This is a genomic window from Ralstonia sp. SET104, assembly GCF_003851545.1.
GTDB lineage: Bacteria > Pseudomonadota > Gammaproteobacteria > Burkholderiales > Burkholderiaceae > Ralstonia.
This window is the reverse complement of record NZ_BHVX01000001.1, coordinates 1-15578: the sequence shown is the minus strand read 5'-3', so window position 1 is coordinate 15578 and position 15578 is coordinate 1. Positions and strand designations below refer to the sequence as shown.

The following is a 15578-nucleotide window of genomic DNA, read 5'->3' as shown; positions in this document are numbered from 1 at the left end:
CGCTATTGAAGGCCATGAAGCACGACCGCCCCATCGCTACGCAAATCGTTGATCTCATCCAGGCCGAGGGCCTGGAGGTCGGCGCGCATCTGCCCGCGCAGATGATTGCCGACCGGCTGCGCGTGTCGCGCTCGCCCGTGAACGAGGCACTGGCGCTGCTGCACGAGAAGGGCATCCTCGCGCGCGAGAAGAACCGCGGTTACTTTGTTGCCAAGCCGGTGACAGCACCTGCTTCGGTCGTCGCCATCGAGCTGGGCCTGGATGAAGACGACGTGGTGAGCCGCGCGTACTTCCAGATCGCGGATGACCGCCTCAAGGGCCTGCTGCCCGACGAATTTGCCGAGCAGACGATCCGCGCGCGCTATGGCCTGACTGCCACGCAACTGGGCGCTGTGCTCGGCCGCATCGCGCAGGAAGGCTGGGCCGAGCGCAAGCCGGGTTACGGCTGGCAGTTTTCGACCATGCTGACCACGCCCGACAGCCTGCTGCAGTCGTACCGCTTGCGGCTGGCGCTGGAGCCTGCGGCCTTGCTGGAGCCCACGTATCGGCTGGATGCCCGTGTCATTGAACGGCTGCGGGCTGCAGAGAATCACCTGCTCAATGGCGGTATCGAAACCGATACGGCAGACCAGCTCCACGACCGCGGCGTGCGCTTCCATGAATCGCTGGTGGAGGCGTCTGGCAACGCGTTCTTTATCGACACCATCCGCCGCGTCAACCGCGTGCGCCGGCTGCTGTCGTATCGCTCGATGCAGCACCGCGAGCGCTATCCAGAACACGCCAGGCAGCACCTTTACATCCTTGAACTGCTCGAACGCGAGCGCAACGAAGAGGCATCGGACATGATGCGCGCACACCTGCGCCACACGCTCGATGCCATCTCTAAGATCTCCCGCATCCTCACCCCTTAACACGCGCACCATGCCTATCGACTCGACCCTGCTTGCTGCACTCGCGCCCACCGGCGTTCTGCGTGCCTCCATCAATACGGGCAACCCGATCCTTGCGAGGCTGGATGCGCAGGGGCAGGCCGCCGGCGTATCCGTTGATCTGGCGCATGCGCTGGCGCAGCGGTTGGACGTGGCGTTGAAACTGGTCGTGGTCGATGCGGCTGGCAAGTCGGTCGATGTGGTGTCGCAAGAGCAGGCCGATATCGGCTTCTTCGCCATCGACCCACGCCGCGCTGCAAGTATCTCTTTCACTGAACCGTATGTGCTCATCGAAGGCTACTACCTCGTGCACAACGATTCGCCCATCCGCACCAATGCCGATGTGGATCACGCGGGCAACCGTGTCGTTGTCGGCAAGGGCAGTGCATATGATCTGTTTCTCACGCGCGAACTGCAGCATGCAGCGATCGTGCGTGCCCCCACGTCGCCGACGGTGGTGCAGACCTTTATCGACACGCATAGCGAGGTCGCCGCGGGCGTCAAACAACAGCTTGAAGCCGATGCCGCCAACGTGCCGGGCCTGCGCCTGCTGGACGAGCGCTTCATGGTGATTCGTCAGGCGATGGGCGTGCCGGCCAGCCGGGGCACGCAAGCCGCGGCATTGGTCGCGGGCTTTGTGGAAGAGATGAAAGCGTCAGGGTTTGTTGCGCAGGCGTTGCTGCGGCATGGGGTGGCAGGGGTGTCAGTGGCGCCGGCAATCAAGAACCCGAGTGCGATTGTTTCGCAGCTTTCCGGGCGCGCTTGATGCACAAGGCGACGGGGCGCGCCAGCAAGTTGCTTGCCAGCGGAGCTTGGTTTGGCGCCATGGCTGGCGCTTGGGCGCGCAACCGTGTTGCGCAAAACCTCTCGATTTGACAACGCTGTCAGTGTCTCCTTTTCTGGACTGGCTTTCCGTCCACCAGGCAGGAGATGACGATGTATCGACAGGTTCACTTTTTGATCCGGCGCCGCGCGGCCAACGTGGTTGCATGGCTGGCATTCGGTTTCGCGGCAGCGCCAGCGCTGGCCGATGTGGGCGTGGGTGCGGCCCTGCCGCCATCGCCCGACAAGCTTTACGGCGATCTGTTTGTGGCTGTGCAGACCGCGCAGGTGTATCCGGATCAGAAGACCTTTGTCGATGCGCTGCCCAAGGCCGCGCCGGCCGTCATCGTGCAGGCGTATCAGGTGCAGAGGAGCGTGCCGGGCTTCTCGCTCAAGGCGTTTGTCGATCAGTACTTCACGCCGCCGGTAGACACGCCGGTGACGCCGCCCACGGGGCAGTCCCTGCGCGCGCATATCAACTGGCTATGGCCAGCGCTCACGCGCACCACCACTACCGCGCCCGACAATAGCTCGCTCATTCCACTGCCGAAACCCTATGTGGTGCCCGGCGGCCGCTTTCGCGAGGGCTATTACTGGGACACCTACTTCACCATGCTCGGCCTGCAGGAAGCCGGCCGCGAAGACCTGGTCGACAACATGCTCGACAACTTCGCCTATGCCATTGATCAGTTTGGCCACATCCCCAACGGCAATCGCACGTATTACCTGAGCCGCTCACAGCCGCCGTTTTTTGCGCTGATGGTAGAGCTGGCCGCGCAGCAGGAAGGCGACGCGGCGCTCAAGCGCTACCTCCCGCAGTTGCGCAAGGAATACGCGTACTGGATGCGCGGTGCCGCCACCACACCGGCTGGGAAGGCGAACAACAATGTCGTTGTCATGCGTGATGGCGCCATGCTCAACCGCTACTGGGATGACCAGGACACCCCGCGCCCAGAGTCTTATCTGCAAGACGTGACCACCGCGCAGCAAACACCCGGACGCCCCGCCAACGAGATCTGGCGAGACTTGCGCGCGGCGGCCGAAAGCGGTTGGGATTTCAGCTCGCGCTGGTTTGGTGACAACGCCACGCTGGGCAGCATCCGCACCACGTCCATCGTGCCGGTGGACTTGAACAGCCTGATGTTCCAGCTGGAGAAGACCATCGCGCGCGGCTGCACTGCGGCGCGCGATTTTGCGTGCACGGTGGAGTATTCCGTGCACGCGGGCAAACGCGCCATCGCCATCGAGCGCTACCTGTGGCATCCCGCCGGCTACTACGCCGATTACGACTGGCAGCTCGGCCGCATCCGTGACAACCGTTCTGCCGCGATGACGTATCCGCTGTTCGTCGGCGCCGCGCGGCCCGATCGCGCATGGGCGACGTTGTGGTGGACGCAGCAAGCGCTGCTGCAGGTGGGCGGGCTGTCGACCACGACATTCAAGACCGGCCAGCAGTGGGACGCCCCGAACGGTTGGGCGCCGCTCCAATGGATTGCACTGCGAGGTGCGCAGCGATACGGCTGGCAACCACTCGCGCAGGCGATTGGTGAGCGCTTTCTCGGCAGTGTCGAGCAGCTATATGCCAGCCAGCAGAAACTCGTCGAGAAATATATCGTCGATGGAACCGGCACGGGTGGCGGCGGGGGTGAATATCCACTGCAGGATGGGTTCGGCTGGACCAACGGCGTCACGCTCAAGCTGCTCGATGTGTACGGTCGCGGGCAGTAAGCTGGCGGGCTCCTGCGCCACCTCCACCTTCACCTTCACCTCCACCGCCGGCGCAGTGCATACCCATCGAACTTGAAGGCGGCGTCCGCGAAGAGGCCGTTCAATCCATCCAGCGTTATTTCACCGCGCACATGGAAGCGCGCATCGGCAACATCCAGGCCGGTGCGCTGCTGAGCTTCTTTCTGGAAGAGATCGGCCCCGTGGCCGACAACCTCGCCGTACAAGAGGTGCAGGAACGCCTGCACGCGCGCGTGGCCGAGCTGGATCACGCGTGCTACCAGGCGCCCTTCGCGTACGGGAATAAATTCGACAAACGCCGATAGTTCCCGGCTACCATGCCCGGATTCCATCGCCCGGTTGTTCTCATGTCTTCCTTGCGTACATTCTTCAGCACGGCCTTGCGCTGGCAGTGCGGCCGGCAGGGCACGGGCTACGACAAGATGCTGCTGGCCACCGCGGTGTGGCCCATACCGTTCGACAGTTATCTGCTCCGCTATCCGGACGGCGCAGAGATTGCGCCGCATACCGATCCGGTCTCCAACGGCCGGCACTATCGCCTGAACATCGTGCTGAAATCGCCGCGTGCGGGCGGCGAGTTTGTCTGCGCCAACCCGATCTTCGAGACACCGCGCATCAAACTGTTCCGGCCCGATGCGTGCGAGCACAGTGTGACGCGTGTGGTGGGTGGCAGCCGATATGTGTTCTCGGTGGGATGGGTGTTGGGACGACGCGGCTGACGGTTGAGGGTGGAATCATGACGAATGCGTTTGCTGCCAACCCCTGGTTCCAAAGTCTGCCGCCCCGCGTTGCTGATGCCTTGCTCGAGGCCGCCACGCCCGTGCCTGTTGCGGCGGGCGCATTCCTGTTCCGTCAGGGCGATCCGATGGACGCCGGTTCGCACGCCTTCTTTGGCGTGGCGAGCGGCGCGCTCAAGTTGTCGATCTTCAATGCCGAGGGCGACGAGGCGATTCTCACCCTGGTTGAGCCGGGCAACTGGGTTGGCGGTGTGTCGACACTTGACCAGCGGCCGCGCGGCCATTGCGCCATCGCGCTGGAAGATTCCGGAGTGCTGGCTGTGAGCGTGGCGTGCTTTGAAGCGTTGATGTGCGATGCGGCATTTGCCGGCGCGATTGCGCGGCTGGTGGCGACGCGTTTGCGGCTTGCTTATGGATCACTGGCGAGTGCGGCACTGCAGGGCACGCGGGCGCGTGTGGCGCGGCGTATTGCTTCGCTGGCGCATGGCGACGTGTCGCTATCGGCGCAAGGGCGCGCAAGCATCTCCACTTCGCAAGACGCGCTGGCCATGATGCTGGGCATCAGTCGGCAGACGCTCAGCAAAGAGCTGCAGGCACTCGTTAAACTCGGTGCGATTCGCCTGCGGTATGGCCACATCGAGATTCAAGACATGGCGCTGTTGCTAGGCGCGAGCGAGGCCGGCGCAGACTAGCCCACCGCACGCAATGCCGCCAGCAGATCGTGGCCCGGCCAGCTCGGGCGTTTGGATGATTCGGTGGCAGATTCGGCGGCATGCACCAGCGCACACAGTTGCGCATTCACCGGGGCGCGTTGGCCCAGACGTTCCGCCAGGCGTACAACCTCGCCGTTGATCCAGTCGACTTCAGTGGGGCGCCCCGCAGCCAGATCGTCGGACATGGACGAGCGCGCCAGCGGATCCATGGCGAGCATCTTGCCGCCCAGTCGTGCAAACACTGCATCGGGCGTGGCCAGCAGGCGCGGAATCCACGTGGGTGGCACGGGCGTCAGCTTGGCGGGTTGGATGCCCGCGCGCGCCAGCAACCGCAGCGCTTCGGTTTGCGCCAGCGCCAGGCAACGCCGATACGCGCGCTGCGACAGCTCTTCTTTCAACGGCCGGTTGGCCAGTGCGTTGATGGCGTTGTTCAGGTTGAGCAGCAGCTTGGCCCATTGCACTGCTGCCATGTTGGCCTGTTCCATGAGTGGCAGACCCGCGCGGCGGAAGTCATCCAGAAATGGCTGCAGCATGGGGGATGCCGCCACCTGCAGCTCACCGCCCGTGCCTTGGTGGAAGGCGCCGGGTTCCGGCTGCATGACGTTGAAAGGCACCATGCCGGCCAGCACGGTGTGATGCGGCAAGGCGGCGCGCAGCACATCGGCATTGCCCAGGCCGTTCTGGAAGCTGATGACGATTGCACCCGTGCGCAGCACAGGGCTCAGCGCATTGCCAACGGATGGCGTGGCGGCGGATTTGACCGTCACCAGCACGAGGTCAGCATCGGCTGCCGCGTTGGGGTCGGTCACGTAGCGCGCGCCGGCAGCCGGCACTTGCCAGCGGCCGTTGCGATAGTCCGTCAGTGTCAGGCCGTGTGCGCGCAGCTCGTCGCCGATGCGCGCGCGGCCGACCAGCGTGACGTCTGCGCCCGCGGCCAGCAGGCGGCCCCCCAGATAGCAGCCGATCGAACCGGCCCCCACGATACAGATCTTCGTCATGCGTCTCCTTGTTGTTGTGCACCCCCTCAAGCCAGGCGCGGCACCTCGTACACGAGAGACGGCTGGAGGGTGTCGATGGCTTCCACCGGCTCTGGCGGGCGCCACATGAACAGCGAGAAGGTCATTTTCTCGGGCGTCACGTCGATGATGGTAAAGCCGTTCTTCTCGGTCGGGCGCAAGGCTTCCTGCATGGCGACGGACAGCGCGGGTGTGGTTTCGATGCTGCGAAACGCCGAGGGAAAGGCGAGGTCGCCGGTGCCCAGCGTGCCAGTCATGACCGTGTGGACCGGGTGTGCAAACGCCAGATCGCCCGAGCGCGACATCGACCCGGCCGCCGACGCGTGGAAGTCGCCCTGCACGATCACGGCCGCACGCTGCTTCTGCCCGGCAAGCGCAGCCACCAGGCGCTGATGCTGCGTGTGCCAGCCGGCCTGCCAGCCGGGCTTCGGTTGGTTGGCGACCAGGCGCCCCGTCTTTCTGTCGAGCAGGTCCGGATACCAGTCGCCCAGCTTGCCCGATGAATATGCAAATGGCAGCGACGGCACGTGGAAGAAGTGCGCCGTATCTTCCGCACGGGTGCGTGCGACCAGCCAGTCTTCTACCCACTGCGGCACCACGCGTGCGTGGATGCCCTTGTTGTCGAGAAAGCGCCGGCAGTCGTACAGAACGGCTTCGAGCAGCGCGCCGTAGCGCAGGGTGCCGAAGGCGCTGTTGGTGTCGGCAGGCATGCCGGCTTTGTCACCGCCGGGCAGCCATACGGGGCGATTGGTGTCGGGCAGGAACTCAGGGTAATAGCGATGCTGCGTAAGCTCCGCGCCCACCAGCCCGTACGGCTCGGGCGGAAGCGTGGCGACCTTGTCGTCAAACTCGTCGTTCTCGAACGTGTCGTGGTCATCGGTCAGGAAATACGCGGGCGTGGAGCGCAGTGTGGTGCCGTACAGCCCGCTGATCTGGTAGTCGCACACGCGGGTGAAGATCGCTTCGTTTTTCGGGTGCGACATCGGCACCGACATGTCGAGTGCGCCGCCAAACCTGGCCCACATCAGCTCGCGCACCTGGCGGGCGAAGGGTTTGTTCTGCGAGGTTTGCAGATCCCAGTAGATGTGGTCGCCGTTGGCGATGACGGTATCGGGCGCGAACGACATGCCGCGTGCCAGCAGACGGCGGCGTGCGGCCATGTCGAGCCACGCAGTCTTGCCGGCCACTGGCGGCCCGTCGTAGCCGCCCGCACATGTGTAAGCGAGGATGCGCAGACGTGCGGGTGTGGCATCGGGGGCAGGGAAAGTACGCAGCGGCCACGCGTCAGCCAGCGGCTTGCCACCCCCATCGACAATGCGCAGTGTGTATTGCGTGGCGGGCTGCAGGCCGCGCACGTCAAAGCGCCAGAAGCGGCCGGTCGCATCCGTTTGCTCGCCGGCGACACGCTTGCCGTTGACCAGCAGCCAGGGCGCATGCGCGAGCGGAGCCTGAAACGATGCCTTGATGAGAAAGCGATCATGGCTGGCAGCCGGAATCAGGTGTGCGAGCTGACCGGCGTGCCATTTGGTGTCGGTTGCATCGGTTGCATCGGTGGCGGCATGTGTGGCTGCCAGCGCGCCTTCGGGCAGGTTCAGGCCCAGCGCGCCAAGGCCAGCGACGGCGGCGCCGAGGGTCAGGAAATTGCGCCGGCTCATGCCGTGCGGTGGGGTGTGGTGCGGTGGTGTACGGGAGGGCATCGTCCATTCTCTGGCGTGGTGCGGAGACGCCATCGTGCCGAGTCGTGCACGGGCTGAATGTTCAGCTTTTGACAATTTAGGGGTAGCCCCCAATGCGACGGGTGCATCGCACCCGTTGTGCAGGCAGCGCCATATATGCCGGGCAGATGAACACCTGAAACCGTATTGCCACGTCGTTCGCCTGCGTGGCGTGCCAATGCCCCAAAAAAAGACAACGCCCCGATGGCCGAAGCCGCCGGGGCGTTGTCATGTCAGGCGACGCTGATGTTTCGGCTTAGTAGCCCCACACCTGCATTTCATCCAGCGAGTAACCCCACTCCGTGGCGCGTTGCGTGCCGTACATGCGTACATAGCGGCCGCTGCCCTTGAGGTTGGAGAGGACTGCGTGACCCCACGCTGCGCCGTTGGTGGTCGAGTAGATGTTCGTCCAGTTCACGCCGTCGTTGGAGGTCTGGATCGAATACACCTTGGCGCCCGCGTCCCAGTACAGGTCGACGCCGTTGATGGTGCGGGTCGAGCCCAGATCCACCATCAGCCACTGCGTGCCGGCGGCGCTACCTTCGATCGAGTCCCAGCGCGTGTTGACGGTGTCGCCGTCAAAGGCGTTGGCGGGGGCGACGGTGTCGTCGTAGCTGGACGATGCGCTGGCCGGTCGGCCTTGCGAGAGCAGCACCGTCTGCTGTGCGACGTTCGACGTGGCGGCGCCGGCATAGTAGTTCGAGCCGAGCTTGGCCTTGGTTGTGTCCGAGTTCACGCCAAACTGCGACAGGCTCCAGCGCTGGCCGGTGGTCGCGTCGCCCAGGAAGAGCTGATAGCCGCCGTTGGTGGTCGACGAGAAGAACACGTAGTTCGTGTTGTTCACGGGCGATGGGTCTGAGTTGTTGCTGTTGCAGTCGTTGAGCGGCAACTGGTTCGGTGCATCGCTCGGGTTGAGCTTGGTGTAAATCTGATCGGCCTGGCTGGCGGCGTCGAGCCAGCGGGCGTAGAACACGGTGCCATCGGCGCGCACGATCGGGTAGTACGTAGCCAGGCCCGCCGGGGTGTCAAAGGCCACCTTGGTGGTGCTGCCCATCGTCTGCTTGTACAGGCCCATGCCTGCGCCCGTGCCCGTGGCGTAGTACATGGCGGTGCCGTCCGGCGTCGGGAACGGCATCGAGTCTTCCACCGTCGGCGCGGTGCGCGTCAAGTTCACGAGCGAGGTGAACACCGGGCCCGAACTGGTGTACGACAGCGCCGCCTGCATCACGTCGCCGTTCTGCTTGAACAGCAGCGACTTGCCGTCGGCGCTGAACTTCGGATCTTCATTGCGCGTCTGGCCGGTGCTGTTGGTCAGGTTGATCGGCATGCTGGTCGAGCCGACTTGCCAGAAGAACACGTTCCACGCGCCGTTGGTGATGCCCATGAAGGCAATCCACTTGCCGTCGGGGCTGAACACCGCGTTCATCGGGTCCTGGATGCCCCAGGCCGCCTTTGATACCTGCGTGAGCGAGCGTGCGGCGAAGTCGTAAATGAAGATCTGGCTGGTGCCGTCGCCGTAGCTGACGTAGCTGTGGTACGCCAGCTTGCCGGTCAGGCTGGCCGGGAATGTGCTGTTGGATTGCGTGGCGGGATTAGCAACGCAGTTGGCCAGGGTGGGCGCAGAAAAGAGCGCAAGCGCTGCGCCGGCAACCAGGCCCAGAGAGAGGAATCGGGTACGCATGAAACGGGACATCCTGTGCAAAGTGAGTTAATGGCGGGAGCCGCCGCGGTAATCACTCATCACTTTTCTGAATTTGGGCAAAGCTTCGCCAATCCCGGAAAGATCCGAGTTGAAAAAGCGCCACAAACCGGGGGAGTGACGAGCGTGAAGGACGCGCCAAAAAACCCTGTTGCTTCGTACCGTCGTGTTTCTTGTCGGGGTCTCGACTACATCGAGAAGGCGAGTCACGGGCGAGACTGTAAGGGTTTCGCTGACTATCTGAAAGCGCAATAAGAAAGGCGTTTTCAGCCTAAATTGCCGCCGTGGGAGCGGCGCGCCACATACATGTGTAAATCTGACACGTCAATTTTTTCAAACGTCGATTAGCCTGCACGTATAACGTCGTTATTGTTATTTTTACTGCGACACTTTGTCGCGTGGCTGGGGCGCAATCCTTGCTGTGTGTCGCACTCTCGCATCATTCGGATGTGGCGCCAGCGCACGCTTTGCGGCGTTTTCGACACCGCGCCTAGACATGTGCACAGGTGGGCACTCAGGCAAAGGTCGCGCGCAAAACGGGAAACCGAGAATACGAATTTCGCTTACCCCGGACGCTGTAGGAGGAATTGTCAGGGGCGGAAAGCTGCAGTGGTAATCACGCCCGAATGTCGCATTACGATCGCATTTAAATAATCGCTCTGTTTCTTGCGCAAGGCATGGCGATTATCTGGATGTTTATCGATGTTTTGCGTTGTTTATATATTCGATAAAACCAAATGCATGCATTAACCACGAATGCTGGGTAATTCGCTCGGATTATTGATGGCTCGAGCACGCCAGCGAGTGCCGCCAGCAAAACGCAAGGCTGATCACGCTTTTCGCCGCGCTGGAAATATGAAAACCACCGACGGGATGGGCGCTCATAATCTGCGCGCAGCTATGCGGCCATCGACCCGGCGTGGCAATGCGGCCAACACGCGCACGCCAGCATCGGCGTGCTGATGGCCAACAAAAATCTTGCCGGATGCCGCCGCGCCCCTGAAAGGCATCAAGCGCCAGACGCTGCACTAGCTGCCCGAAGGCAACGCGGCAGCCAAAGTCGCGGCCATCCCGGAGATGACCGAGCGCAACGTGAACTTCCACATCCGCAATGCCATCACCAGGCTCCACGCCGCCAACAAGACGCCAGTGGTGGTGAAAGCCGCGCTGCCTGGGCCGATTCCGTTAATGCTGTAGCGTTGCCTCAATGTTTCAGGCCGTGGCGCGCACGGGCGGGGCCGGGTGCATGGCTTCCAGATAGAAACCGTCGTCGCTTTGCTTGGCACGCCGTTTGGCCAGCGCCGCAGCGGTGCCGATGTCGTCGCTGTTGCGCGCGGCGCCCGGGTGCACGTGCAGCGCGCCTACGGCCATCGTCACGAAGCGGAAGAACGCCGGCAGGCCCTTGCGATCTTCAGCGTGGATGCCGCCGGCTGCGCGGTCTGTGGGCGTGTACATGGCAAGCGCGTTGGCATTGAACGCCGCCATGGCTTGCGTGATGCGCGCTTGCCAGTCGGCACTCTGAAACAGGATCAGGAAGTCATCCCCGCCCACGTGGCCGAGAAAATCGCGCGTGGGCTCGCACGCGGCGGCCAGCACAGCGGCACCCATCTTGAGCATTTCGTCGCCCTGCCAGTAGCCGTACTGGTCGTTGAAGGGTTTGAAGTGGTTGAGGTCAACATAGCAGGCGTAGAACTCCGCCCGCGCTTCCAGCAACCGTTCAATGTGCAGGTTCAACGGGATGTTGCCCGGCAGGAACGTGAGCGGGTTGGCGTAGCGTGCGGCCTCGATGCGGATTTCGGTTACGGTGCGCACCAACTCTTCACCGGTGCCCAGGCCCAGGTAGCGGCCGTGCTCGGTGATGATGAAACCGTCGGTCAGGTAGCGCTGGTCTTCGTTCATCAGCAGCGCCGACATGTCTTCCAATGAAGCGGATTTCTCCACCAGCACCGGCTGCCGGTTGGCAAACGTCAGGGCGGGTTTCTTGCCGTACAGCTCGCGGTGATACGGCATCGCATAGCGGTCGATAAAGGCGCGGCGCGCGATGAGCGCGAGCGGGCGTTCGTCTTCATCGAGCAGCGCCACCGCGGGCAGATCGGGGTGGCGGTTGAACAGATGCAGCACGTCGTCATTGCTGCAGCGCAGGGGCAGCGTGGGGGCCAGGCGCAACAGCTTGCTGGCCGTAATGGCGCGCCAGCCTACGCGCACCGCCTGCGGAAACACCGCAATCTGTGAAGATTGCAGCACGCGCGCTGCGTGGCTCGACATGTCGATGGCGGGTTTGTCTTGCGGGCGTGCAAGGAAGAAGCCCTGCCCAAAGCGGATGCCCAGATCGCGCACCACGCCCAGCTCGTCTTCGGTCTCCAGCCCTTCGGCAATGATGCTGGTCGCGCCGCCGTTGAGCGTTTGCTGCAGCGTGCGCGCTATGTCCAGCTTGGCCGGGTGCTTGGCGATGTCGCGCACGAAGTATTTGTCCAGCTTGATGAAGTCGGGTGTGAGTTCGATCAGCAGGTTCAGGTTGGCATTGCCGGTGCCGAAGTCGTCCAGTGCGCATTGCAGCCCAAAGTCGCGCGCCATCGACAACGCCTCGGCAAAGCTGGCCAGATCGTCGATGGGTGTCTGCTCGGTCAGCTCGATGACGATGCGCGAGGGGTGCAGGTCGTGGTCGGCAATCGCGTGCAGCAGGCGGGCATGGTCTTGCAGCAGCTGGCGCACGCCTTGTGCGCTGAAATTCAGAAACAGCTTGCCCGGCAGGCGCATCGCCGAGAAGCTGGCGATGGCCAGCCGCGCGGCGGTGGTCTCCAGGGCAATCGTGCCCGCGGTGTCCGACGCTGCGGCAAACAGCGCCGCGGGCGATTCCATGGCCGAGCCGGGCGGCCCGCGCAGCAGTGCCTCGTAGCCAAGCACCTCGGTGGTGGACAAGCGGAAGATCGGTTGAAACACCGTGCGCAACATCTCGGGTGCAAGACCCGCGGGCAGGGGAAGCGGTGAAAAAGTCATGACGTTGGCAGCAGACGCAAGATCGGACATTCCGCCTAAACGGACTCCTGAGGGAGGCCTGAACACAGTATTAAATGAAATTTTTATGACGCTAGGAGCGACGCGGGTTGGCGGGTGACGGCCCCCACCAAAGAGGGGCGTGGTTCAGAATGCGGGGCGCGCCTGCGTCTTCTTCGGGCGCCGCCCAATGTGATCCGTTGATGTTGTGTTTGACCCTCGCATTGTGTGAGGTCCTAGCCTGTGTCCAAGCCAGGTGACAGGAGCAACCATGTTGTTGAAAGTGGGTGATCTCGCCAAACGCTGCGGCCTGACGGTGCGCATGCTGCATCACTACGACGCCATCGGTCTGCTCACGCCTTCGGCCCGCTCCAACAGCGGCTACCGGCTGTACGACAAGGCTGACATTGCTCGTCTGCACCAGATCCAGGCGTTGCGCGCTTCGGCATGTCGCTGGCCGACGTCGGGGCTTTCCTGGCCAATCCGGACATTCCCCTGACCACGATCGTAGAGCGGCGCTGGTGTCGACCGTGCAGGATGCGATGACGCGCCAAGTGGCCTCGCGCAGCAACGAAGCGCAGGCGCTGGCCAAGCAGTGGATGGCACTGCTCGCGCAGGACGCAGCGCCGGCCCCGATCCTCGCGGCCAAGCTGCACACGATGCACATTAACGAGCCCGCATTGCAGGAGCGCACGGGCATCAGCCTGCAGATGCTCGACTTCATCATGGAGGCGGCCAACGAAACCAAGCTGACGATCTATGCGAAGTACCTGTCGCCACGAGAGCTGCAATTCATGCGCGAGAACTTCGGCAAGCGTGCCAATGAATGGCCGGCCCTTATTGCGGAGGTGCGGCAGCATCTGGCCAACGGCACGCCGCCGCACGCATCTGCCATGCAACAGCTTGCCCGGCACTGGGTTGATCTGTTTCGCGCGTATGCAGGCGACGATCCGCAAACGCAGGCCAAGATGCGCGTGGCGATGGAGCGCGAGCCAGAGCTTTCTGACAGCCCGTGGATGGGGCCTGATCTGATCGCCTATGTGCGTGAGGCGATGCAAGGGCTGACGGCGGCGGCGTAAGCGGGCAAGTGTGTTGTGAAAAGGCGCCTGCTGATCAGGCAGGCGCCTTGGGTGCGCGGTGCATTGGCTGTGGGGCTGTGGGGCGGCTATGGGGCTTTGGGCTATTGGCCAGCCAGCGCCGCAACCGCGCGGTTGAATGCGCCAGGGTTGGCGATGTTCATGCCATGAGAGGCACCGGCGATGGTTTGGCGCTCAGCACCCTTGATCCATGTCTGGAGCTTTTCGACGGTGTTCCGGAACATGCGCGGGCTCTTCTGCCCGTCGATCAACAATGTCGGGCACTGGATTTCACTGGCGGCTTCGGGCGTATAGGCGGGCAGCGGATCGCGCAACTGCTTGGGCAGCGTGAGCGCGTTGTCGAGCGCCATCGTGCGGAAGCTCTGCGTGCTCTTGCCCCAGAAGCCGGGCATGGTGACAGAGTCCACAAACAGATTCAGGCCGGCGTCGAATTCGCCTTGCTCGATCAGGTCTGCGGCCTGTGCTCGCAACGCCTGGGTGGCGGGCGGCAATTGGCCGGTAGCGGCCGACGGTGTGGCCTGCAATGGTCCGCCGGGGTCGGCAAGCGTGAGCGTCTTCACCAGGTGTGGGTATTGGCGCGCCAGATGAAACGCCACGCAGCCGCCGCGCGAGTGGCCGACCAGATGCACGGGGCCCAGGCGCAGCGCTTCAATGAACTCCGCCATCTCTGTCACATGCCCCGCCCAGCTGAAATCGCCGTGTCCAAACGCGTGGGTTTCCGGCCAATAGTGGCCCAGGCTCGGCGCAACGCAGCGGAAGTGCTTCGACAACGCGGCGAGTTGCGGATCCCAATAGCGGTAGTCGCACAACGACCCATGCACAAAGACCATCGGCTCGCCGCTCCCGGCCTCCACGTAGGGCACGGAGGTGCCTGAAGCTGTGGAAGCAAAAGCGGGTTGGGGCCATACACCGGCAAGGGCCAGTGTCGTCAGGGGCGTTCGCGCGTTCATTGTTGAAATTCCATTTTTCCCAGACTTTGCTGCACCGCGATAGAAAAGAAAATCGCATAATATTGATGGGATCTTTCAGTTTTTCTGATACCAAAAAACAGGCGACTGCACATGCGTACCGAGATGAAGGCCCTTGACGTCGACGTTCTCACCATGATCGTTGCTGTTGCAGACACGGGCACGATCAGCCGCGCTGCTGAGCTTGTGTACCGTTCGCAGTCAGCGGTGAGCATGCAGATCAAGACGCTGGAATCTGCGCTGGGCAAGGCACTCTTTGTACGCAAGCCGCGTAGCGTGGTGCCTACACAAGACGGAGAGGTGCTGCTGGCCTATGCGCGCCGGATCATTGCGCTGCGCGATGAGGCGTGGGCGGCGGTTGTCCGGCCGGATGTGACGGGCCGTGTGGTGATTGGCGTACCGGACGACTATGCGTCGTCGTTGTTTCCGCCGATTCTCAAGAAATTTTCGGCCAGCTATCCCAAGGTCGAAATCCAGGTGATCGGCCTGCCAAGCGTTGCACTGGCGCCAATGCTGCGCGAGGGTACGGTGGATCTGGTCTGCGCGACGCGGGTCAAAGGGCTGACTGGCGAGTTCTTGCGGCATGAGCCGATGGTGTGGGCAGCCGGCCCTGGGGCAACGGAAATCTGGCGTGAACGTCCCCTGCCCATCGCCGTGTTTTTACCGGGAAGCGTCGCACGCGAGAAGGCGATCCGCAGCCTTGAGCGCGCAAAGATCGCGTACCGCACCTCGTATGAGAGCCCGAGCCTGCTGGGCCTGCTGACAATGGCCCGAGCGGGCCTGGCCATCACGCCGCTGGCACGGTGTGCCGTGCCGTCTGACTTTACGTTGCTCGGGGCCACGCACGGCTTGCCAGAGATCGGCTCGCTCGAGATTGTTCTTGCGCGCAGCGTCACGTCGAACCGGCCGCCCTGCGATTTCCTTGCCGAGCGCATCGTCGCCGAGCTGCACGCGTAAGGGCCCGCCGCGTGAGGGATGGCTTGCCGAGCGCTGGCCGCGTTCGAGCTGGATGCGGGCATCCATGACCGCGCAGTGCCGCGTGGCTTCGTTCACGCAGGCTTTCTGCGGGCAATAAAAAAGGCTATGTCTGAATAAACTGTTGAGGTCGTGCTCTGCCCAGGCTGAGCGCGATACATAACGGC

General features: G+C 63.3%; 12 protein-coding genes and 1 pseudogene. 8 read left to right on the top strand and 5 right to left on the bottom strand.

The window, feature by feature from the left end; all coding sequences use genetic code 11:
* The first annotated feature begins 14 nt into the window (after positions 1 to 14).
* The 6 genes from PSUB009319_RS00070 (at position 15) to PSUB009319_RS00045 (ending at position 4926) form a co-directional block, all read left to right on the top strand.
* Positions 15 to 911 carry a GntR family transcriptional regulator gene (locus tag PSUB009319_RS00070; protein WP_124380233.1) on the top strand — a complete coding sequence of 299 codons (897 nt, stop codon included), beginning with the start codon at positions 15 to 17 and terminating at the stop codon, positions 909 to 911.
* A 10-nt stretch (positions 912 to 921) separates the two neighbouring features.
* A complete protein-coding gene (locus PSUB009319_RS00065) occupies positions 922 to 1695 on the top strand; it encodes an ABC transporter substrate-binding protein (RefSeq protein ID WP_124380232.1) in 774 nt (257 codons plus the stop codon).
* 170 nt (positions 1696 to 1865) lie between these two features.
* The gene (gene treA, locus PSUB009319_RS00060) at positions 1866 to 3479 is read left to right on the top strand and encodes an alpha,alpha-trehalase TreA (protein ID WP_260392767.1); all 1614 of its coding nucleotides are present in this window, start codon (positions 1866 to 1868) and stop codon (positions 3477 to 3479) included.
* A 59-nt stretch (positions 3480 to 3538) separates the two neighbouring features.
* A complete protein-coding gene (locus PSUB009319_RS00055) occupies positions 3539 to 3802 on the top strand; it encodes a DUF2164 domain-containing protein (protein ID WP_124380230.1) in 264 nt (87 codons plus the stop codon).
* A gap of 42 nt (positions 3803 to 3844) precedes the next feature.
* On the top strand, positions 3845 to 4216 hold the full coding sequence (locus PSUB009319_RS00050; protein ID WP_124380229.1) for a 2OG-Fe(II) oxygenase: 372 nt from the start codon (positions 3845 to 3847) through the stop codon (positions 4214 to 4216).
* Between the two features lie 17 nt (positions 4217 to 4233).
* Positions 4234 to 4926: a Crp/Fnr family transcriptional regulator gene (locus tag PSUB009319_RS00045; protein WP_124380228.1), complete on the top strand. Its 693-nt coding sequence runs from the start codon at positions 4234 to 4236 to the stop codon at positions 4924 to 4926.
* Here PSUB009319_RS00045 and PSUB009319_RS00040 read toward each other — a convergent pair.
* The 4 genes from PSUB009319_RS00040 to PSUB009319_RS00020 all read right to left on the bottom strand — a co-directional run bounded on the left by PSUB009319_RS00040 (position 4923) and on the right by PSUB009319_RS00020 (position 12404).
* Positions 4923 to 5945 carry a 2-dehydropantoate 2-reductase gene (locus tag PSUB009319_RS00040; RefSeq protein ID WP_124380227.1) on the bottom strand — a complete coding sequence of 341 codons (1023 nt, stop codon included), beginning with the start codon at positions 5943 to 5945 and terminating at the stop codon, positions 4923 to 4925. The genes PSUB009319_RS00045 and PSUB009319_RS00040 overlap by 4 nt on opposite strands.
* 26 nt (positions 5946 to 5971) lie before the next feature.
* Complete coding sequence (locus tag PSUB009319_RS00035; RefSeq protein WP_124380226.1) at positions 5972 to 7660, bottom strand: twin-arginine translocation signal domain-containing protein; 1689 nt, start codon at positions 7658 to 7660, stop codon at positions 5972 to 5974.
* A gap of 274 nt (positions 7661 to 7934) precedes the next feature.
* Positions 7935 to 9359, bottom strand: coding sequence for a discoidin domain-containing protein (locus PSUB009319_RS00030; protein ID WP_124380225.1), 1425 nt, complete (start codon positions 9357 to 9359; stop codon positions 7935 to 7937).
* 1230 nt (positions 9360 to 10589) lie between these two features.
* Positions 10590 to 12404, bottom strand: coding sequence for a phosphodiesterase (locus PSUB009319_RS00020; RefSeq protein WP_124380224.1), 1815 nt, complete (start codon positions 12402 to 12404; stop codon positions 10590 to 10592).
* 238 nt (positions 12405 to 12642) lie between these two features.
* Between PSUB009319_RS00020 and PSUB009319_RS00015 the strand changes: the two are divergent.
* Positions 12643 to 13450 (top strand): annotated as a pseudogene (locus PSUB009319_RS00015) (MerR family transcriptional regulator).
* A 101-nt stretch (positions 13451 to 13551) separates the two neighbouring features.
* Here PSUB009319_RS00015 and PSUB009319_RS00010 read toward each other — a convergent pair.
* Positions 13552 to 14418 carry an alpha/beta fold hydrolase gene (locus tag PSUB009319_RS00010; RefSeq protein WP_124380223.1) on the bottom strand — a complete coding sequence of 289 codons (867 nt, stop codon included), beginning with the start codon at positions 14416 to 14418 and terminating at the stop codon, positions 13552 to 13554.
* 123 nt (positions 14419 to 14541) lie between these two features.
* Between PSUB009319_RS00010 and PSUB009319_RS00005 the strand changes: the two genes are divergently transcribed.
* A complete protein-coding gene (locus PSUB009319_RS00005) occupies positions 14542 to 15393 on the top strand; it encodes a LysR substrate-binding domain-containing protein (RefSeq protein ID WP_185453395.1) in 852 nt (283 codons plus the stop codon).
* Positions 15394 to 15578: the final 185 nt, after the last annotated feature.

Bases quoted from the DNA above. Each gene is read 5' to 3' on its own strand.
- PSUB009319_RS00035 (WP_124380226.1), bottom strand. From the start codon at position 7,660: ATGCCCTCCCGTACACCACCGCACCACACCCCACCGCACGGCATGAGC.
- treA (WP_260392767.1), top strand. From the start codon at position 1,866: ATGTATCGACAGGTTCACTTTTTGATCCGGCGCCGCGCGGCCAACGTG.
- PSUB009319_RS00005 (WP_185453395.1), top strand. From the start codon at position 14,542: ATGAAGGCCCTTGACGTCGACGTTCTCACCATGATCGTTGCTGTTGCA.
- PSUB009319_RS00030 (WP_124380225.1), bottom strand. From the start codon at position 9,359: ATGCGTACCCGATTCCTCTCTCTGGGCCTGGTTGCCGGCGCAGCGCTT.
- PSUB009319_RS00040 (WP_124380227.1), bottom strand. From the start codon at position 5,945: ATGACGAAGATCTGTATCGTGGGGGCCGGTTCGATCGGCTGCTATCTG.
- PSUB009319_RS00020 (WP_124380224.1), bottom strand. From the start codon at position 12,404: ATGTCCGATCTTGCGTCTGCTGCCAACGTCATGACTTTTTCACCGCTT.
- PSUB009319_RS00070 (WP_124380233.1), top strand. From the start codon at position 15: ATGAAGCACGACCGCCCCATCGCTACGCAAATCGTTGATCTCATCCAG.
- PSUB009319_RS00010 (WP_124380223.1), bottom strand. From the start codon at position 14,418: ATGAACGCGCGAACGCCCCTGACGACACTGGCCCTTGCCGGTGTATGG.
- PSUB009319_RS00050 (WP_124380229.1), top strand. From the start codon at position 3,845: ATGTCTTCCTTGCGTACATTCTTCAGCACGGCCTTGCGCTGGCAGTGC.
- PSUB009319_RS00045 (WP_124380228.1), top strand. From the start codon at position 4,234: ATGACGAATGCGTTTGCTGCCAACCCCTGGTTCCAAAGTCTGCCGCCC.
- PSUB009319_RS00065 (WP_124380232.1), top strand. From the start codon at position 922: ATGCCTATCGACTCGACCCTGCTTGCTGCACTCGCGCCCACCGGCGTT.